The 20,076-nt window shown below is 62.5% G+C and carries 12 protein-coding genes; 7 read left to right on the top strand and 5 right to left on the bottom strand.

The features are described 5' to 3' along the window. From SM764_RS12770 to SM764_RS12755, 4 genes are all read right to left on the bottom strand, one after another. Window positions 1–1,386, bottom strand: coding sequence for a DUF1800 domain-containing protein (locus tag SM764_RS12770; RefSeq protein ID WP_369001949.1), 1,386 nt, complete (start codon window positions 1,384–1,386; stop codon window positions 1–3). A 195-nt stretch (window positions 1,387–1,581) separates the two neighbouring features. Continuing rightward, complete coding sequence (aspS, locus tag SM764_RS12765; RefSeq protein ID WP_369001948.1) at window positions 1,582–3,435, bottom strand: aspartate--tRNA ligase; 1,854 nt, start codon at window positions 3,433–3,435, stop codon at window positions 1,582–1,584. A 364-nt stretch (window positions 3,436–3,799) separates the two neighbouring features. Beyond that, on the bottom strand, window positions 3,800–4,477 hold the full coding sequence (locus tag SM764_RS12760) for an aminotransferase class IV family protein (RefSeq protein ID WP_369001947.1): 678 nt from the start codon (window positions 4,475–4,477) through the stop codon (window positions 3,800–3,802). Continuing rightward, window positions 4,396–5,625, bottom strand: coding sequence for an aminodeoxychorismate synthase component I (locus tag SM764_RS12755; RefSeq protein ID WP_369001946.1), 1,230 nt, complete (start codon window positions 5,623–5,625; stop codon window positions 4,396–4,398). The genes SM764_RS12760 and SM764_RS12755 overlap by 82 nt, the downstream gene beginning before the upstream one ends. Window positions 5,626–5,828: 203 nt before the next feature. Here SM764_RS12755 and carB point away from each other — a divergent pair, with 203 nt between their 5' ends. The 7 genes from carB (at window position 5,829) to SM764_RS12720 (ending at window position 18,835) form a co-directional block, all read left to right on the top strand. After that, window positions 5,829–9,191, top strand: coding sequence for a carbamoyl-phosphate synthase large subunit (carB, locus tag SM764_RS12750; protein WP_065272927.1), 3,363 nt, complete (start codon window positions 5,829–5,831; stop codon window positions 9,189–9,191). Window positions 9,192–9,547: 356 nt separating this feature from the next. After that, window positions 9,548–11,293 carry a PHA/PHB synthase family protein gene (locus SM764_RS12745; protein WP_490363080.1) on the top strand — a complete coding sequence of 582 codons (1,746 nt, stop codon included), beginning with the start codon at window positions 9,548–9,550 and terminating at the stop codon, window positions 11,291–11,293. 91 nt (window positions 11,294–11,384) lie between these two features. Then, on the top strand, window positions 11,385–12,752 hold the full coding sequence (locus SM764_RS12740; RefSeq protein ID WP_369001944.1) for a bifunctional enoyl-CoA hydratase/phosphate acetyltransferase: 1,368 nt from the start codon (window positions 11,385–11,387) through the stop codon (window positions 12,750–12,752). Next, window positions 12,749–13,969, top strand: coding sequence for an acetate/propionate family kinase (locus SM764_RS12735; RefSeq protein ID WP_369001943.1), 1,221 nt, complete (start codon window positions 12,749–12,751; stop codon window positions 13,967–13,969). Before SM764_RS12740 ends, SM764_RS12735 begins: the two co-directional genes overlap by 4 nt. Further along, entirely contained in the window at window positions 13,959–14,957 is a 999-nt protein-coding gene (locus tag SM764_RS12730; protein ID WP_274830122.1) for an HlyD family secretion protein, read from the top strand. The genes SM764_RS12735 and SM764_RS12730 overlap by 11 nt, the downstream gene beginning before the upstream one ends. 10 nt (window positions 14,958–14,967) lie before the next feature. Further along, entirely contained in the window at window positions 14,968–17,709 is a 2,742-nt protein-coding gene (rbbA, locus tag SM764_RS12725) for a ribosome-associated ATPase/putative transporter RbbA (RefSeq protein ID WP_369001942.1), read from the top strand. A gap of 1 nt (window position 17,710) precedes the next feature. Further along, window positions 17,711–18,835 (top strand): ABC transporter permease, encoded by a 1,125-nt coding sequence (locus SM764_RS12720; RefSeq protein WP_274837782.1) that lies wholly within the window; start codon window positions 17,711–17,713, stop codon window positions 18,833–18,835. A gap of 67 nt (window positions 18,836–18,902) precedes the next feature. On the opposite strand, the gene SM764_RS12715 is transcribed toward SM764_RS12720, so the two are convergent. Further along, window positions 18,903–19,781 carry a delta-class carbonic anhydrase gene (locus SM764_RS12715; protein ID WP_369001941.1) on the bottom strand — a complete coding sequence of 293 codons (879 nt, stop codon included), beginning with the start codon at window positions 19,779–19,781 and terminating at the stop codon, window positions 18,903–18,905. Window positions 19,782–20,076: the final 295 nt, after the last annotated feature.

Here is a 20,076-nt window from a genome sequence, read left to right as displayed (position 1 = left end):
CTAACGGCGCTGAAAGGCCGGGGCGCTCAGCACCAGAGCGACCCCTTCGGCCCGGGTTTCGGCTGCCGAGGCGGCAAACAGCACCTTGCCATCGGCAAAACTGCCTAGGGTCGTTCCGGCAAATCCGCGTGGATCGGGAAGATCGGCCACTAGCCGCTGCGGCGCCGCAAAAGCCCAGCCCAGGCGGGCCGACAGGCCCTGCGGCGTGATCCAGGCGGCATCATCCTCGCTCCATCCGTCCGGCCCGGCAGGATCTTCCCATTTCTGTCCCATCAGCGTCAGCGGCGCCGCAAAAATCCGATTGAGCTGCCCGCGCTTGAACCCCGTCACCCGGTCTGCGTCCACCGGCAGCGCCCGGCAGGTCGAAGCCACGAAATCAAAGGGCGGCTTTACATTGCGCAGCTCCGACGCCCAGGCGGCGGGATGCTCCAGCAAGGCGGCGTAGACATCCGGCAGGTAACCGCCGGACTGACGGAACCGCTCTGCCACATGCTCAACCAGATCCGCGTCCGGCTGGTCCGAGGTGAAATGCACCGCCAGTTTGCGGGCAATGTGCCGGGCCGTGGCCGGATGGCGCGCGAGATCGCGCAGCGCCTGCAGCACCGGCTCCATCCGCCCCTTCTCTGCACCATAGGAGCGCCCAAGGACCTGCTCGCTGCCGGGCTCTGCCAGACCCGGGCGGAAGTTGAACCCTTCTTTGCGATTGAAACTGAGACCGGTAAAGAGCTCCGCCAATTGCCGCACATCCGTCTGACTGTATGGGCCTTCCACCCCCAGCGTGTGCAGTTCCAGGACTTCGCGGGCGAGGTTTTCATTGAGACCAGCACTTCGTTTGCGCCGCTGGGCAACCGGGCTGTTCGGTCCGACCGAGCTTTTCTGATCCAGATAGTGCAGCATCAACGGGCTGGTCACCACTGCGATCAGCAGATCTTCGAAACGCCCCGCGATATGGGGTCGGATCGCGGTCTCGGCATAGGGGGTAGCCAGATGCCGAAAGGCACCCCGTCGCCCCTTGGCGGTGAAATGGTCGGCCCAGAACAGGGTCAGCCGCTCCCGCAGGCCGTCAGACGTATCGGCGTAACGCAGCAGACGCTGGGCAAAATTTTGCAAACGGTCCGTTCGTTTCTGCTGCCGAAAGGTGCGGTAGCGCGCGTCCGCTGCCTCATACTCGGGCTGACCGCGCAGCTTGCGCCGTTTTCTGGCCAGCGTCTGAAATGTCATGGCATCGGCAAAGGCCGCATCAAAATCCTGCACCGGATAGGCGCGCGCCATCTCATCGGCGCCGGTCAGGCGCTGCAACATCGCCTCAGGCGACTGCGGCGGTGCCAGCCGGGGTGACAACCCGCAGCCAAACCGGATCTCGGCCAGTTCAGGATCAAACCGCATCTGTCATTGCTCCGGCCCCATTTTCATTTCGGGATCAACAGGTCTCGATATCCATAGTAGGCCAGAACCTCCGTGGCACCCACACCCATCACTTACTGATACGCGAGGATTTGCCGGTTCCGTCGCAGCAGGAACAAAAAAGCCCGGAGACCATGCTCCGGGCTTTTTGAATTGTCTTGGCAAGGCTCTTAGGCCTTACTGATCCTGCGGAATGACGCGCAGTCCCAGTTCCATCAGCTGCTCCGACATCGGCTCGGACGGGGCCGACATCATCAGATCTTCAGCGCGCTGGTTCATCGGGAACATGATGACCTCGCGAATGTTGGCCTCATCCGCCAGCAGCATCACCATGCGGTCGATACCGGCAGCGCAGCCACCGTGCGGCGGGGCACCATATTGGAAGGCGTTGACCATGCCGCCAAAGCGCTTCTCGACCTCCTCCTTGCCATAGCCGGCAATTTCGAAGGCCTTGAACATGATTTCCGGCTTGTGGTTCCGGATCGCGCCGGAGACCAGCTCGTAACCGTTGCAGGCGAGGTCATACTGATAGCCGAGCACCTTGAGCGGGTCGCCCTCCAGTGCTTCCATCCCGCCTTGCGGCATGGAGAAGGGGTTGTGCTCGAAGTCGATCTTGCCAGTTTCCTCGTCTGCCTCGTAGATCGGAAAGTCAACGATCCAGGCAAAGGCGAAACGGTCCTTGTCGATGAGACCCAGTTCTTCGCCGATGACGGTGCGGGCGCGGCCTGCAACGCTTTCAAAGGACCTGGGCTTGCCGCCCAGGAAGAAGGCCGCATCGCCCACGTCGAGACCCAGCTGCTGGCGGATCGCCTCGGTGCGCTCGGGGCCGATGTTCTTGGCCAGCGGACCGGCGGCCTCATTGCCCAGAACGATCTCGCCCGCCTTGATCTTGGCGTTGACTTCCTTGACGGAAATGCCCTGCTCCTGCGCGATGGAATCCGCCGACTGCTTGCGCCAGAAGATATAGCCCATGCCCGGCAGACCTTCCTGCTGGGCGAATTTGTTCATGCGGTCGCAGAACTTGCGGCTGCCGCCTGTGGGCGCCGGGATGGCGCGCACTTCGGTGCCTTCCTGCTCCAGCAGTTTGGCGAAGATGGCAAATCCGGAGCCGCGGAAATGTTCCGAGCAATCCTGCATCTTGATCGGGTTGCGCAGGTCCGGCTTGTCGGTGCCGTACCACTTAGCCGCGTCCTTGTAGGAGATCTGCGGCCATTCGCTGTCGACCTTGCGGCCACCGCCGAATTCCTCGAACACGCCCTGCATCACCGGCTGAATGGTGTCAAAGACATCCTGCTGGGTGACAAAGGACATTTCCATATCGAGCTGGTAGAAATCGGTGGGCGAGCGGTCAGCCCGCGGATCCTCGTCCCGGAAACAGGGCGCGATCTGGAAATATTTGTCAAAGCCCGAGACCATCATCAGCTGCTTGAACTGCTGCGGCGCCTGCGGCAGGGCGTAGAACTTGCCGGGGTGCAGACGGGAGGGCACAAGGAAGTCGCGCGCGCCTTCGGGCGACGACGCGGTGATGATCGGGGTCTGGTATTCGTTGAACCCCTTGTCCCACATGCGCTTGCGGATCGACTGGATCATGTTCGAGCGCAGAACCATGTTGTTCTGCATCTTCTCGCGGCGCAGGTCGAGGTAGCGATAGCGCAGGCGAGTTTCCTCGGGGTATTCCTGCTCGCCAAAGACCATCAGCGGCAGTTCCTCGGCTTTGCCGAGAACCTCGATATCGCGGATGAAGACTTCGATCTCGCCGGTCGGGATCTTCGGGTTCACCAGGCTTTCGTCGCGCGCCAGCACATTGCCATCGATGCGGATACACCATTCCGAACGCACCTTTTCGATCTCCGCAAAGACCGGGCTATCGGGGTCAGCCATGACCTGGGTGATGCCATAGTGGTCGCGCAGGTCGATGAACAGCAGGCCGCCGTGGTCGCGGACCCGGTGGACCCAGCCAGACAGGCGCACGGTATCGCCCACGTTGGATTTGTTCAGTTCGGCGCAGGTATGGCTGCGGTATGCGTGCATTGGCTGACCTTTCGTGTCGCGGGTCGTCTCTCGGGGCATCTGTCCGGGCGGACCATCAATCGGGATATGCGCCAAAGCGGCGCGGAATTCGTCCGGGCTGGTACACTAGGTTGCGGCTCTCTTGTCAAGCAAACAGGGCGCATTCGCCCCGTCAGATGCCCGTTTTTGCCCTCTCGCCACGTCGGCGCAAAGGCTCCCGCCCCCTCTGCGCGCCATCGCTGCGCGATCCGGCCAGACGTGTTGGGCGTGGCGCCCCGCCTTCGGCGCCGCCCGGCGCGCTGCCGAGCCCAAGGGCAAAGAGCCGCTGGCCCCCAGCCCGGGGTTCTTGTCTGCGGGCGCGCCCCCGCCCTTTTTCAGATCAGTTTCAGACCAGCTTTGCCGGGATCAGCCCGCGCAGGGAATTGCCCATATGAATGGATTGCGCCCCCTTCAGGTCCTCAAGACTCAGCACCGCCTCGGCGCATAGACCGCGCTCCAACATTTCCTGCCGCAGGATGCCGGGCAGAAGACCGCAGCCGAGCGGCGGCGTCACCACCTGACCACCTGCAAGCGTCACAAAGATATTGGTAATAGTGCCTTCGCAAACCTCAGCGCGCTGATTGAGGAAAACCAGCTCGTCGATGCCTGCCGACAGAGCTGCCCGGGCGCTGTCATAAAACGCGCGGCGGGTGGTCTTGTGCCGTAGCCACGGGTCGTCGGCATCAAGCCGGATGTCTGCGATGCCCAGCCGCCACTCTGCTGGGGGTTCCCCCAGTGGCGCAGTGGTCATGTCAAATCGCCCCTCCACGTCGAGCGTCAGGCGGCAACGCAGCGGTGTATCACTGACAATGTCTGCCAACATCGCCTCGGACGGCCCAGGATCGAAGGGAAGGCCAAACGCCGCCGCGCTGCGCCTCATCCGGGCCAGATGGCGAGGCTGGTGCCGCCCACCCTCGCCGGGATACCAGCCCAGCGTTTCGATCAGGCGGAAAGCGGGATCACCCTTGATGGCGTCACTGGTGGTGTCGCTGGTTGTATCATCTGGGCAAACCGTGCTTTCCATAGCGCTTCCTCATATTCCGATGTGGCGGTGCTGTCCCAGACCACGCCGCCGCCCACGTTAAGTGTTGCGCGGCCGTCCTCCAGCATCACCGTACGGATTGCAACATTGAACGACGAGGCGCCATCCGGGGCGGCCCAGCCGATGGTGCCGCAGTAGATGTCACGCGGCCAGGGTTCCAGATCCGCAAGGATCTCCATCGCGCGGATCTTGGGGGCGCCGGTGATCGACCCGCAGGGGAACAACGCCGCAAAGATCTCGGCCAGCCCGGCATCCGGGCGCAGCCGCGCCCGTACCAGCGACACCATCTGATGCACGGTGGCGTAGCTCTCGACCGCGAACAGTTCCGGCACATGCACCGATCCGGTCTCCGCCACGCGGCTGATGTCATTGCGCAGAAGATCGACGATCATCAGGTTCTCGGCCCGGTTCTTTTCGTCCTGACGCAGGAAATCGCGGCAGCGCGCGTCCTCAAGCGGATCGTCGCTGCGCGGCTGGGTGCCTTTCATCGGGCGCGTTTCTATGAGGCCTGACGCGTCGGTGCGGAAGAACAGCTCGGGCGAGCGCGACAGAAGGTCCGGCAGCCCGTCCTGTTCGACCAGCACGCCGTGGCCGACCGCCTGCCTTGCCTGCAGCGCGGCATAAAGCGCCTCTGCGCTGCCATGGGCCTCTGCATCGATGGGAAAGGTCAGGTTGGCCTGATAGATGTCGCCCTTGCCGATGTTGCGGCCCACCTCGGCGAAGGCCTCGGCGTAGCGAACATAGCTCCAGCGTGGCGTGATATCCCCAAGCCCAGCTCCGCCCGGCAGCACGCCGGGCAGCGCCCGTCCGCCCCCCCGGGTGGGCGCTTCGCTTTCCGCCCGCGGACGGGCGCTGCCCTCAATGTCCAGTTGCCGCGGCTCCTCATAGACCCCAAAGCAGATCAACGGCAGCCGCCGCCCATCCGGCATCCGGTTCGCCAGCTTTGGCTCCAGCGCATAGCCCAGTTCATACGTGGCATAGCCCGCCAGCCAATGCCCGGCCCGCCGCGCCGCATCGAGCGCCGCCAGCGCCGCGGGCACCTGGTCTGCCTCGTCCGCACGGACCACGCGCAGCGGCTGATCGAAACACGTCCCGGCCCCCATGGGCCCCTGATCAAAGCGAATCCGCACCGGATCTGTCTCCTAAAGCTCTCGCCTCCTCATATATGCGTTCGCAATGCGCACAAAGGGGGTGGATGCGGCATTTTCCGATCCGTTTCCGATCCCCCTTGAACCTTTCGGCGCGGTCCCTATAACGCAGGACAATTTGGGCGCATGGGGGCGCCCGGTGACTCGACCCATATTCCGCACCCACAATCAAAGGAAGCTAGGCCATGCCAAAAAGAACCGACATCCAGTCGATCATGATCATTGGTGCGGGACCGATCATCATCGGCCAGGCCTGCGAATTCGATTATTCCGGCGCACAGGCCTGCAAGGCGCTGCGTGAAGAGGGCTACCGGGTCATCCTGGTGAACTCCAACCCGGCCACCATCATGACCGATCCGGGCCTCGCCGATGCGACCTATATCGAGCCGATCACGCCCGAAGTGGTGGCTAAGATCATCGAAAAAGAACGCCCCGATGCGCTGCTTCCGACCATGGGCGGGCAGACAGGTCTCAACACCTCTCTGGCGCTCGAAGAGATGGGCGTGCTGGAAAAATACGGCGTCGAAATGATCGGCGCCAAGCGCGAAGCCATTGAAATGGCAGAAGACCGCAAGCTGTTCCGCGAAGCGATGGATCGCCTTGGTCTGGAAAACCCGCGCGCCACGATCATCACCGCCCCCACCCGCGACAACGGCTCGGCCGATCTGGAAGCAGGCGTACAGCTGGCGCTTGAGGCGCTCGATGAGGTCGGCCTGCCCGCCATCATCCGCCCCGCCTTTACCCTGGGCGGCACCGGCGGCGGCGTCGCCTACAACCGCGAAGATTACATCCACTACTGCCGCTCGGGCATGGATGCTTCGCCGGTCAATCAGATCCTCGTCGACGAGAGCCTTCTGGGCTGGAAAGAGTACGAGATGGAGGTCGTCCGCGACAAGGCGGACAACGCGATCATCGTCTGCTCGATCGAGAACATCGACCCCATGGGCGTGCACACCGGTGATTCGATCACAGTGGCCCCGGCGCTGACTCTGACAGACAAGGAATACCAGATGATGCGCACCGCCTCGATCGAGGTGCTCCGCGAGATCGGCGTCGAAACCGGCGGCTCCAACGTGCAATGGGCCGTGAACCCCGACGATGGCCGCATGGTGGTGATCGAAATGAACCCGCGGGTGTCGCGCTCCTCCGCGCTGGCCTCCAAGGCGACGGGTTTCCCGATTGCAAAGATCGCCGCGAAACTGGCGGTGGGCTACACGCTGGACGAGTTGGACAACGACATCACCAAGGTGACACCGGCCTCCTTTGAGCCCTCCATCGACTATGTCGTCACCAAGATCCCGAAATTCGCCTTCGAGAAGTTCCCCGGCTCCGAGCCCTACCTCACCACCGCGATGAAATCCGTGGGTGAAACCATGGCCATCGGCCGTACCATCCACGAAAGCATGCAAAAGGCGCTGGCGTCGATGGAATCGGGCCTCACCGGTTTTGACGAGGTCGCCATCCCCGGCATGACCGTCGGCCAGTGGGACGAAGCCAGCGGCGACGACAAGGCTGCCGTGATCAAGGCAATCAGCCAGCAGACCCCGGACCGGCTGCGCACCATCGCCCAGGCGATGCGCCATGGGCTGAGCGATGACGAGATCCAGAACGTCACCAAGTTCGACCCCTGGTTCCTGTCCCGCATCCGCGAGATCGTCGACGCCGAGCGCGAGGTGCGCAAAAACGGCCTGCCGATGCGCGAGGACCAGTTGCGGGCGCTGAAGATGCTCGGCTTTACCGATGCCCGCCTTGGCGCGCTGACCGGCCGGGACGAGGACAATGTGCGCCGCGCCCGTCATAATCTGGGCGTCACCGCCGTCTTCAAGCGGATCGACACCTGCGCCGCCGAATTCGAGGCGCAAACCCCCTATATGTACTCCACCTACGAAGCGCCGATGATGGGCGAGATCGAATGCGAATCCCGCCCGTCGGATCGCAAGAAGGTGGTCATCCTTGGCGGCGGTCCGAACCGGATCGGTCAGGGTATCGAGTTCGACTACTGCTGCTGTCACGCCTGTTTTGCGCTGACCGATGTTGGTTATGAAACCATCATGATCAACTGCAACCCGGAAACCGTGTCCACCGACTATGACACCTCGGACCGGCTGTATTTCGAACCGCTCACCTTCGAGCACGTGATGGAAATCCTGCGCGCCGAGCAAGAGAACGGCACCCTGCATGGTGTCATTGTGCAGTTCGGTGGCCAGACCCCGCTGAAACTGGCCAATGCACTGCAGGACGAAGGCATTCCGATCCTCGGCACCACGCCCGACGCCATCGACCTGGCCGAAGACCGCGAACGGTTCCAGGATCTGGTCAACAAGCTGGGCCTGAAACAGCCGCATAACGGCATTGCCTCCACCGACGCACAGGCGCTTGAGATCGCAGAGGAAATCGGCTTCCCGCTGGTGATCCGCCCGTCTTACGTTCTGGGCGGCCGCGCCATGGAAATCGTGCGCGACATGGATCAGCTGAAACGCTACATCGCCGAGGCGGTGGTGGTATCCGGCGACAGCCCGGTGCTGCTCGACAGCTATCTGGCCGGTGCGGTGGAACTTGACGTGGATGCGATCTGCGACGGCACCGACGTGCATGTGGCCGGCATCATGCAGCACATCGAAGAGGCTGGCGTTCACTCAGGTGACAGTGCCTGCTCCCTGCCGCCCTACTCCCTGTCCAAGGACATCATCGAAGAGATCAAGACCCAGACCTACGCACTGGCGAAGGCTCTGAACGTGGTCGGCCTGATGAACATCCAGTTTGCCATCAAGGACGGTGAGATCTTCCTGATCGAAGTGAACCCGCGTGCCAGCCGCACGGTACCCTTCGTCGCCAAGGCCACCGACAGCGCCATTGCCTCGATCGCGGCGCGCGTCATGGCGGGCGAGAAGCTCTCGGCCTTCCCGCAGCGGGCGCCTTATGAACCCGATGCAGGCTATGATGTCGATGTGCCGATGGCCGACCCGATGACTCTGGCCGATCCCGACATGCCCTGGTTCTCGGTCAAAGAGGCCGTTCTGCCCTTTGCCCGTTTCCCGGGTGTCGACACGCTGCTTGGGCCGGAAATGCGCTCCACCGGCGAAGTTATGGGCTGGGACCGCTCCTTTGCCGGCGCCTTCCTCAAGGCGCAGATGGGTGCCGGGATGGTGCTACCGTCGGAAGGCCGTGCCTTCATCTCGATCAAGGATGCCGACAAGGGCGCCACAATGCTGGAGGCCGCGCGCACCCTGATCGAACAAGGCTTCACCCTGGTCGCCACCGGCGGCACCAAGGCATGGCTGGACGGGCACGGTGTGGCCTGCGAGGCGGTGAACAAGGTCTACGAGGGACGCCCGCACGTGGTGGACCTGCTGAAAGACGGCCATGTGCAGCTGTTGATGAACACGACCGAAGGCGCTCAGGCGGTCGAGGACAGCAAGGAAATGCGCTCGGTCGCGCTGTATGACAAGATTCCCTACTTCACCACCGCCGCCGGTGCCCATGCCGCCGCGCTGGCGATCAAGGCGCAGGCCGAAGGGGACGTTCAGGTCAAAAGCCTGCAGGGATAATCCCGCGATCAGATAGAAAATTGTCAAAGCCCCGGGTTTTCCCGGGGCTTTTTCGTTCCATCCCGGACATCGGTGCCACAAGTGCTCTCCCGCCTGTTTGTGCAGGGCTGATTTGCCGGGCGATCCTGCCACCCCGCTAAGCACGGCCCGAAAATCCCGCGCAATCAGGGCGGCCGTGTTGATTCAGATCATAGCCTTTGCTGCATCGCAGCGTACCCTGTGCCAGCAATGACCGGAGCGATCCGGCGCGTTCTTTGGTGCCAGCGGCTGAGGTGTCTGCGATGAACACGGAAAACAAGGCGGCCGAGGGCCAGGAAACGGGCATTCCGAACCGCCCCGCTCCCCTGCCCGAGGCCATGCCTGCAGAGGTTTCACAGAAACCGGAGCACGATCCTGCCGCCGAGATTGGCGACTTGCTCGACAAGGAAGCGCGCTCCAAACTGGCAAAGCTGACCGGGGGTCTTTCTCCGGCGGCGATCATGCGGGTTGTCGGCGATTGGTCGATCCATCTTGCCGTGTCCCCGGGCAAGCAGATGAACCTGTGGAACAAGGCCGTATCAGGGGCAGCGGACTATGGTCGCTACTTGTTTGAAACCTCTCTTGGTTCTGACGCGGTCAAACTCTGCATCCCACCTGCACGCCGCGACCGGCGCTTCAGCCATGACGCCTGGCAGAAGCAACCCTTCAACGCATTTCAGCAGGCGTTCCTTTTGCAGCAGGACTGGTGGCAAGAGGCGACCACCCGCGTTCGCGGCGTCAGCTGCGAGGATGAACGCGCCGTGTCCTTCATCGCGCGCCAGATGCTTGACGCAGTCTCGCCTGCCAATTTTCCGCTAACCAACCCCGAAGTGCTGCAAAAGACCAAAGACGAAAACGGCATGAACCTGTTGCGCGGCATGGAAAATCTGCGCGACGACATGCAGGAACTGCTGATCGGCAGACCTCTCCGCCCGGAAACGGATTTCCATGTGGGGGAAAACGTGGCGGTGACCCCGGGCAAGGTGGTTTTCCGCAACCATCTGATCGAGCTGATCCAATACGCCCCCACCACCGACAAGGTGAAGCCCGAACCCCTGCTGATCGTTCCGGCCTGGATCATGAAATACTACATCCTTGATCTGTCGCCCGAGAACTCGATGGTGAAATACCTGACCGAGCAGGGCTACACGGTATTCATGATCTCCTGGCGCAATCCAGGATCCGAAGATGCTGATCTCGGACTGGACGATTACCGCAAGAAGGGACCGATGGCGGCGCTGGATGCGATTCAGGACATCACCGGTACCAAGAAGATCCACGCGGCGGGCTATTGTCTGGGCGGCACCCTGCTCAGCCTCACCGCTGCGGCCATGGCGCGCGATGACGACGACCGGCTGGCCAGCATGACGCTCTTTGCCACCCAGGTGGATTTCACCGAAGCAGGTGAGCTGATGCTGTTCATCAACGAAAGCCAGGTCGCCTTTCTGGAAGACATGATGTGGCAGCAGGGATACCTGGATGCGGGTCAGATGTCCGGCGCCTTTCAACTGCTGCGCTCGAACGATCTGGTCTGGTCGCGGCTTCAGAAGGATTACCTGATGGGGGAGCGGCCCAAGCTCAATGACATGATGGCCTGGAACGCCGATGCGACACGGATGCCTTACCGGATGCATTCGGAATATCTGCGCAAGCTGTTTCTGAACAACGAACTGGCCACCGGAAAATACGAGGTCGGCGGCCATCCGGTGTCGCTTGATGATCTGCGGTTGCCGATCTTTGCCGTCGGCACCGAAACCGATCACGTGGCGCCGTGGAAATCGGCGTTCAAAATCGACGCGCTGACCAGTTCCCCGGTCACATTCGTACTGACCAAAGGCGGGCATAATGCCGGTGTGGTTTCCGAACCCGGTCACCCCCGGCGCCACTATCACGTTCACACCAGCTGCGACCGGGACCGCTATCTGCCCCCCGACGAGTGGCGCGAGGTTGCCGAGCGCAAGGAAGGTTCCTGGTGGCCGGAATGGGTGGCCTGGCTTGAAACCCGGTCGGGAGACCCCACTGCGCGCCCCGCGATGGGAGAGGCGCTTTGCCCGGCGCCAGGCACCTACGTACTCATGGGGTGACGCCACCGCCCCCGACCGGGTTAGCGGGGGGATATTGCGGCACGGCGCGCTTTGCCCGATTGTAGCGGATAATTGATATCACGAGGCACTGATGCAGTATTTCGAGAGCAAGACCTTTGATCAGATCACCCCCGGCGACAGCGCCGAGCTGACCCGCGCTCTGCGTGATGACGATATCGGCCCCTGTGTCGACCTGCCTGAAGGCGGTAACGCGGCTGCGCCGGACGATGGGATTGCGGCGGGCGCCTGGGGCAGTGCGCTGATTTCCGAATTGCTGTCCACCGAATTGCCCGGTCCCGGCACGGTCTGCCTGTCTCAATCCCTGCGCTTCCTTGCCCCGGCCCGCCTTGGCGAGATGATCACCACGCGCATCACAGTGCGCGAAACCGATCCCGAAACCCGGCACGTGATGCTCGATTGCCTCTGCACCGATAGCGCCGATGCCGCCCTTGTCGAAGGCACGGCAGAGGTGATCGCACCGGACAAGCCCCTGCGCGTGCCGCGCTCCGGTCGCCCCTCGGGTCAGCTGAGCAAGCCCGGCGCAGGGTTTGATGCGCTGATTGCCGCCACGCATCCGCTTGATCCGATCGTGACCGCTGTGGTGCACCCCTGCGATGTCGCCTCGCTGGAGGGCGCGTTGGAGGCACGGGACAAGGCGCTGATCACGCCGGTTCTGATCGGTCCGGCCCCGCGCATAAAGGCGGCCGCCTCCGAGGCGGGTCTGGATCTGGCAGGGATCGAGATCGTGGATGCCCCGCACAGCCACGCTGCAGCTGACATGGCGGTCTCACTAGTGCGCACGGGCAAGGCCGAGGCCCTGATGAAAGGCGCCCTTCACACCGATGAGGTCATGTCGGCAGTCGTCAACAAGGCCACCGGCCTGCGGACCGAACGCAGGATGAGCCATGTTTTTGTTCTGGATGTGCCAAGCTACCCCAAGCCGCTGATGATTACCGATGCGGCCATCAATATCTTTCCCGACCTGCTGACCAAGGCGGATATCCTGCAAAACGCCATCGATCTGGCGCAGGCGCTTGGCGTTGCCGCGCCAAAGGTTGCCATACTGTCGGCGGTTGAAACCATCACCCCCAAGATCCCCTCGACGGTCGAGGCGGCGGGCCTGTGCAAGATGGCAGAGCGCGGCCAGATCACCGGCGGCATCCTTGACGGGCCGCTGGCCTTTGACAACGCGATTTCCCGCGCGGCGGCGCAGGCCAAGGGGATTACCTCGGATGTCGCCGGGGACGCGGATATCCTGCTCGCCCCTGATCTGGAGGCCGGCAATATGATTTCCAAGCAATTGCAGTACCTCGCCGGCGCCGAAGCCGCGGGTCTGGTTCTGGGCGCGCGGGTGCCTATCATGCTGACCAGCCGGGCGGATGGCGCACTGGCTCGGGTCGCCTCGGCAGCTCTGGCGCAGCTGCTTGTGCGCCATCAACAGGCAAGGGTCGCACCATGAGCGAAGCAATCCTCACCCTCAACGTCGGCTCCTCCTCGGTCAAATACGCGCTCTACGCTGCTGTGGGCGACGGCGCTGCCTTCACCAAGGGCCATATCGACCGGATCGGCCTTGGCCCGGTTCATCATGTCGATGACATCTCAGAGCCGCTCCCCCTGCCTGCTAAAGCCGATCACGAAGAGGTTCTCGATTGGCTGGTCCGCCACCTGCAAGAGCAAAGCGCGGGACTGAAGGTCATCGCCGCAGGGCACCGGGTGGTCCATGGCGGCCAGCGTTTTGCGGATGCCACAAGGGTAACCACCGATGTCAGGGCCGAGCTGGAGCGGCTGGCTCCACTGGTTCCGGCGCATCAGCCGCATAACCTCGCCGGGATCGACGCCTTGCAACGGGCCTGGCGCGGCATCCCGCAGATCGCCTGTTTCGACACCGCCTTTCACCGCACCACGCCGCGGATCGGGCAGATCTTTGCCCTGCCCCGCGCGCTCACAGATGCTGGGGTGCTGCGCTATGGGTTTCACGGGCTTTCCTACGAATTTATCGCCTCGCAACTGCCCGCCCACCTTGGAGATCGCGCCGATGGCCGGGTTCTGGTGCTGCATCTGGGCCATGGCGCCAGCATCTGCGCGATGAAAAACCGCAAAAGCATCGCCACCACCATGGGATTCACAGCGCTGGACGGGTTGGTGATGGGCAAACGCTGCGGTGAGCTGGACCCCGGCGTGCCGCTCTACCTGATGCGCGAGAAGGGCATGAGCCTTGAGGAGGTCGAGGCTCTGCTTGGTGGGCAATCGGGGCTGCTCGGTGTCTCGGGCCTCAGCGATGACATGCGCGATTTGCTGGAGAGCGATAGCCCCGCCGCAAAGGAGGCGGTGGATCTTTTTGTCTATCGCGCCTGCAAACAGATCGGCGCGCTGGCGGCCGCGGCGCAGGGTATCGATGCCTTGGTCTTTACCGGTGGCATGGGCGAAAACGCAGCCGAGATCCGTGCCCGGATCGTTGAGGGCTGCGACTGGCTGGGGGCCACCCTTGATACAGAGGCCAACGCCCGCAATGACATCCGCATTCACGGTGTGGACAGCAGGGTCGGCGCCTATGTCATCGCCACCAATGAAGAGCGCGTTATCGCGGACCACGTCCGCACATTTCTGTCGGACGCACAAGCTGGCGCCGACGCCTCTGGCCATGCAGCACAGCCGGGGATGAAAGATGTTTTCTAGCAGATGGATCATAGCCGGTATCGCGGTCCTGGCGGCCGGCGCCGGGCTTTATTACTACACCGCCAACGGCAATGGTGAGCTGCCCTATGGCATTACCTCGGGCAACGGTCGCATCGAGGCGGTTCAGGTCGATATTTCCAGCCGGATCGCCGGGCGGGTCGCCACGGTCGAGGTGAAAGAGGGTGATCTGGTCGAGACCGGCCAACTGGTCGCCACCATTGAAACCCGCGAGTTGGAGGCGCAACTGTCGCGGGCACAGGCGGAATACGCATCGGTGGAAAGCCAGGTTGCAGCCGCCGAGGCCGCCATTGCGCAAGCCGAGGCGCGGTTGCTGCTGGCCGATCAGGAGCTGGAACGCACCCGCGAGCTGGTATCCCGCGGGGTCGCAACTGCCGAAACCCTCGACGTACGTCTCAGCGATCACAAGGTTGCCGAGGCCAACCTCACCGTGGCCAAGGCATCGCTTCTGTCGCAGCAGCGCGCGGTGGATGCGGCGCGTTTCGCCATTGAGGAAGTGCAGACCTACCTCGACGATGCCCGCCTGACGGCACCGACCCTTGGACGGGTACTCTACCGGCTGACCGAGCCCGGAGAGGTCATCGGCGCAGGCGGACGCGTCCTGACCATGGTCGATCTCACCGAGGTCTATCTGGAGTTTTTCCTGCCCGCCACCGAGGCGCATCTCCTATCCATCGGCAGCGAGGCCCGCATCCGGCTTGATATCGCCGATGTGGTGATCCCGGCCAAGGTCAGTTTTGTCTCACCAGTGTCGCAATTCACGCCCAAACAGGTCGAAACCGCCAGCGAACGGCAGGACCTGATGTTCCGGGTGCGGGTCCGGGTGCCACAACCGCTGGTCGAAGCGAACATTGACCTTGTGAAGACCGGGATCCGCGGCGTGGCCTATGTGCGTCTGGCCAGCGAGACCTTGCCGGATTGGCCGGAGTTTCTGAACAACATCCCCCCCGAACTGACCGCGCAAGAGTAAGGGCCCGGCCATGGAGGATCAAAGCCAGCCCGTCGTCCGCGCTGCCAATCTGATGCAGCGCTACAAGGACGTGGTCGCGCTTGCGGATGTGACGCTCGACATCCCGGCTGGCAAGGTGGTTGGCCTGATCGGGCCGGACGGGGTTGGAAAATCGACGCTGCTGGACCTGATCGCCGGTGCGCGGGTCATGCAGACCGGCACGCTGCAGGTGCTGGGCGGCGACATGCGTAAGGCGGGCCACCGGCAGCGGATCGGTCCGCGCCTTGCCTATATGCCGCAGGGGCTGGGCAAGAACCTGTATCAGGACCTGAGCGTTCAGGAGAACCTCGATTTCTTTGGCAAGCTGTTTGGACAAAGCCGCGCTGAACGCAACCGCCGGATCGCGCGGCTGACCCGGGCAACCGGGCTTTTTCCCTTTCTGGATCGCCCCGCCGGAAAACTCTCGGGGGGGATGAAACAGAAACTGGGCCTGTGTTGTGCGCTGCTGCATGATCCAGACCTGCTGATCCTGGATGAGCCCACCACCGGGGTCGACCCCCTGTCGCGGCGCCAGTTCTGGGACCTGATTGCCAAGATCCGGCAGGAACATCCCGGCATGAGCCTTCTGGTTTCGACCGCCTATATGGAGGAGGCCGAAGAATTCGACTGGCTGGTGGCGATGGATGCAGGCCAGGTTCTGGCCACCGGCACGGCAGAAGAACTGCGCGCCAGAACCGGCACCGACAGTCTTGAGGCCGCCTTTGTGCGCCTGCGGCCCGGCGGGGAGGGCCGCGAGTTGCCGGAGCTGGTCATTCCGCCGCTGCAAACCGATGGCGAGCGCCCCGCCATCGTGGCCCGCGGCCTGACCCGGAGGTTCGGCGATTTCACCGCCGTGAGCAACGTAAGTTTCGAAATCCGCCCTGGCGAAATCTTCGGCTTCCTCGGCTCCAACGGCTGCGGCAAGACCACCACCATGAAGATGCTAACCGGCCTGTTGCCGATGTCCGAAGGTGAGGCCTATCTTTTTGGTAAGCCGGTGAACGCCAAGGATCTTGCGACCCGTAAACGCGTCGGTTTCATGAGCCAGGCTTTCTCGCTCTATGGCGAACTTACGGTGGCGCAGAACCTCGCCCTGCACGCGCGGCTGTTCCAGATCCCCAGCCAGCAGGCCACGGCGCGCATCGCGGCGCTGGCCGACCGGTTCGAGCTATCGCATGTGATGGATACACGCTCTGGCGGGCTGCCGCTTGGTATCCGGCAACGTCTGTCGCTGGCGGTGGCGGTGCTGCACGAGCCGGAAATCCTGATCCTGGACGAGCCGACATCGGGCGTCGATCCCGAGGCGCGGGACAGGTTCTGGGAGTTCCTCATCGAGTTGTCCCGCCGCGACAAGGTGACGATCTTCATCTCGACCCATTTTATGAACGAGGCGCTGCGATGTGATCGCATCTCGCTCATGCATGCGGGCGAAGTGCTGGTCCATGACACGCCGGACAATCTGGTTGAGGCCAAGGGCGCAACCTCGCTTGAGGACGCCTTTGTGGCCTATATCGAAGACGCAACCGGAGAAGGCGAGAGCGCCGATAGCGTGGCCCTGCAGGACGGAGGCGTGCCAGACGCCCATGATCCCCCGGCCAGCCTTGGCCGGTTCAGCCTGTCCAGATTGCTGGCCTACAGCCTGCGCGAAACGGTCGAGGTAATCCGCGATCCGATCAGGCTGGCCTTTGCCTTTCTCGGATCGGTGATCCTTTTGGTGGTGCTGTCCTACGGTGTCTCGATGGATGTGGAGGATCTGACCTTTGCCGCGCTGGATCAGGACCAGTCTCCGGCCAGCCGTAGCTACTTAAGCAGTTTCACCGGATCACGGTATTTTCTGGAACAACCGGATCTGTTGAACCGGGAGGATCTGATCCGCCAGATGGCGGCAGGCGAGGTCAGCGTCGCCGTCGAGATCCCACCGAATTTCGGCCGTGATCTTGCGCGGGGCAACACGCCCGAAGTTTCGGCCTGGCTGGATGGGGCCAATACGATGCGGGCCGGAACCGTCGAAGGCTATATCACCGGTGGGCACGCCATTTATCTGCGCGATCTGATGCTGGAGGCCGGTGTCGATCCGCAGGAACAGTCCAGTTTCACCATCGAAAACCGCTACCGCTACAATCCGACCTTTGCCAGCATCCGCTCGATGGGGCCGTCGATACCGGCCATGCTGCTGATGCTGTTTCCTGTCATCCTGATGGCCGTCAGCGTGGCGCGGGAAAAGGAAATCGGAACCATCACCAATTTCTATGTCACCCCCACCAATCGCATCGAGTTCCTGGTGGGCAAGCAATTGCCCTATGTCGCTATTGCCATGTGCAATTACCTGGTGCTGACGCTGATGGTCATCTTTGTACTGGATGTGCCGCTGAAAGGCTCCTTGTCCGCGATGACGCTCGGGGCCTTGTGCTATGGTTTTGCTGTCACCGCCTATGGCCTTGTCGTGTCCTCGCTGGTCAAAACGCAGGTCGCCGCGGTTTTTGCGGCGGCGCTGCTCTCGCTGATGCCGACCATGCAGTATTCCGGCATGATCCAGCCGATTTCGACCCTGTCGCCCGAGGCGCAGATGATCGGCTCGGCCTGGCCTGCCTCCTATTTCATGCATCTGAGTGTCGGCGCCTATACCAAGGGGCTGGGCTGGGCGGCGCTGAGCCATGACATTGTGAAACTGAGCCTGTTTTTTCCGGTCTTCCTGGCCATTGCAGTGCTGTTGCTGCGCAAGCAGGAGAAATAACATGAAGGCGCTTCACCATATCTTCTGGCTAGGCACCAAGGAGTTACGCACGGTGCTGATGGATCCGGTGATGGCGGGGCTGATCCTCTTCGTGTTCACCTTCATGGTCTATATGGATGCCACCAGCCTACCGGAGAACGTCAATAACGCCTCTATCGCCATTGCGGACGAGGACAATTCGCAGCTGTCACGCCAGATCGCCAACGCCTTTTACCCGCCCTATTTCCAAACCCCGATCCCCATAGATGCGGATGAGATCGGTCCCGGACTGGATCAGGCGCGGTTCCTGTTCGCGCTGGTCATCCCCCCCGACTTCGAGGCACAGCTGCGCAAAGGCAGCCAACCCGAAATCCAGCTGCATATCGATGCAACCGCAGTGATGCAGGCTGGGCTGGGCGATGGATACATTCAGGCGATCATCCAGACCGAGGTCAGCCGCTATCTGGCGGGCCGCGATCCGTCCGCCGGTGCGCCGGTCGATCTGGTGCTGCGGCGGGCCTATAACCCCAATGGCAGCCAGGTCTGGTTCAATGCCTTGAATGGCATCCTGAACTACCTGACCATGGTCGCGATCATGCTGACCGGCGCCGCCCTGATCCGCGAACGCGAGCATGGCACCATCGAACATCTTCTGGTTATGCCCCTCACCGCTTTTCAGATCGCCCTGGCCAAGATCTGGGCCAATGGGCTGATCATCATCAGCGTCTTTGCCCTATCGATGCTGGTGGTGTTCGAGGGTCTGCTGCAGGTGCCAATGGTCGGCACGCACGCACTGCTTTTTGCGGGCACAGCGGTTTACCTGTTTGCAGCGGCGGCCATCGGGATTTTCCTTGGCACCATCGCCCGGACCATGGCGCAATTCGCCCTGCTGATCATGATGACGATCATGCCGATGATGATGCTGTCCGGCGGCATGACCCCGATCGAAAGCCAGCCTGATATCGTGCAGCCCTTTACCTGGCTGCTGCCCTCGCGCCACTACATGGCCTTTGCTGAGGCCGTGGTGTTCCGCGGGGCGGATCTGTCGATTGTCTGGCCCGAACTGCTGACGATGGCTTGCCTGGGCGCGGTGTTCCTGTCCGGCAGCCTGATGGCATTTCGCCGGGCACTGGGAACCAGCGTCTGAACCGGAGGGCGTCTGCCCGGCCCCCCCTGCTCCTAAACCTTGCGCCCCAGTAGCGGGGCAGCGCGTGTCAGCGTCCGATCACCGACAGGAGGTCGGGATTGATCACCAGATTGCGCACGCCATGGGCGTGGTCTTCGTCAAAGGTGTTGTAGTCCAGCCATCTGGCGACCGACTGGATGCTGACCTTGGCCACCTTGGGGCGCACCGCCCAGGTGACCTGAAAGGGCGATCCCTTCTCGTTATAGCCAGGCCCGGTGGTTGAACCCGCATAGACGACCGGCCGCCCGGTATCGGTTGGCATGTTTACCGCCTGGGTCAGGCCGTTTTTCTTTTGTAAGCGCGTGACTTTGGTGAAATCGAGCGCGGCCTCGTCATTGACCAGCACAAAGACCTGCGCCTCCACCCGCAGCTGCGGGTTCTTGATGGCCTCGCTGAGGCAGGAGCCAAGCGTCGGGCCGGGATCGACCCGCGCGGTGGTGTGCACGAAATGCACCTCAATCGTGTCGCCGGGCACCAGACTGCCGTGTTCGGTGGCTCCGACCTCTTCATGGTAAGGCGCAAGTTCCGTCACGCTCAGCTCACCGGAATATTTGTAGCCGCTGCCATAGCCGTGACCATCGCCGTTGCCAGCATAGGTGGTGAATTCCCCGCCCCGGTGTTCGGCGCTTTCGTGGAAATGAATATTGCAGAGGTTCATTTCGTTATAGGGCGGTGCGGCTTCGAAACTGACCTTGTTGCTGCCGCCCATGCTGTCGATATCGCGCGGCGCCTGCGGGCCGAACCCGGCAAACAGCGTGCTTTCCGACAGGGCCTGACGTTGCTCTGCGATCACCGCATCGGGGACCACGTGCATCTCTTCACCGTGCCCGGTCGATGTCGCATGAACGCCGCCTGCCAACAGGAAAAAGGATGAAACGGTAACCGCACGCAAATATGCTCGTGTCATGAAGAACTCCCTCGCCGATTGCTGGACCTTCGCACGCTTCTGTTCAGAATATCATTCTTAACAAAAGTATTGAACAACGGGTTAGCGGAGCATTTTAAAGACATCATGCCGCAGCACCGTCGCCTCTCTGCGGCACGGAGAAAGGTTTGACCTGTGCGGCGCTTTGGGGTCAGCTGCCGTGATCGAGCAGCAAAACCAAAGGAGCGCCAAAATGCGCATGATGATCACTCTTCTGACCCTGATGACACTCAGTGCCTGCGATGTGCCCTTCGTGCCGCTGATCTGACGCTGCGCA

Origin of the sequence: Pseudophaeobacter sp. 1A16562, from assembly GCF_041008785.1 — a bacterium.
GTDB lineage: Bacteria > Pseudomonadota > Alphaproteobacteria > Rhodobacterales > Rhodobacteraceae > Phycobacter > Phycobacter gallaeciensis_A.
The sequence above is the reverse complement of the archived record's forward strand: the minus strand, read 5'-3'. Positions and strand labels throughout refer to the sequence as shown.

What these genes read in the sequence shown, in the direction of transcription:
- SM764_RS12770 (WP_369001949.1), bottom strand. Translation starts at nt 1,386, where the DNA reads ATGCGGTTTGATCCTGAACTGGCCGAGATCCGGTTTGGCTGCGGGTTG.
- aspS (WP_369001948.1), bottom strand. Translation starts at nt 3,435, where the DNA reads ATGCACGCATACCGCAGCCATACCTGCGCCGAACTGAACAAATCCAAC.
- SM764_RS12760 (WP_369001947.1), bottom strand. Translation starts at nt 4,477, where the DNA reads ATGGAAAGCACGGTTTGCCCAGATGATACAACCAGCGACACCACCAGT.
- carB (WP_065272927.1), top strand. Translation starts at nt 5,829, where the DNA reads ATGCCAAAAAGAACCGACATCCAGTCGATCATGATCATTGGTGCGGGA.
- SM764_RS12745 (WP_490363080.1), top strand. Translation starts at nt 9,548, where the DNA reads ATGCCTGCAGAGGTTTCACAGAAACCGGAGCACGATCCTGCCGCCGAG.
- SM764_RS12740 (WP_369001944.1), top strand. Translation starts at nt 11,385, where the DNA reads ATGCAGTATTTCGAGAGCAAGACCTTTGATCAGATCACCCCCGGCGAC.
- SM764_RS12735 (WP_369001943.1), top strand. Translation starts at nt 12,749, where the DNA reads ATGAGCGAAGCAATCCTCACCCTCAACGTCGGCTCCTCCTCGGTCAAA.
- SM764_RS12730 (WP_274830122.1), top strand. Translation starts at nt 13,959, where the DNA reads ATGTTTTCTAGCAGATGGATCATAGCCGGTATCGCGGTCCTGGCGGCC.
- rbbA (WP_369001942.1), top strand. Translation starts at nt 14,968, where the DNA reads ATGGAGGATCAAAGCCAGCCCGTCGTCCGCGCTGCCAATCTGATGCAG.
- SM764_RS12720 (WP_274837782.1), top strand. Translation starts at nt 17,711, where the DNA reads ATGAAGGCGCTTCACCATATCTTCTGGCTAGGCACCAAGGAGTTACGC.
- SM764_RS12715 (WP_369001941.1), bottom strand. Translation starts at nt 19,781, where the DNA reads ATGACACGAGCATATTTGCGTGCGGTTACCGTTTCATCCTTTTTCCTG.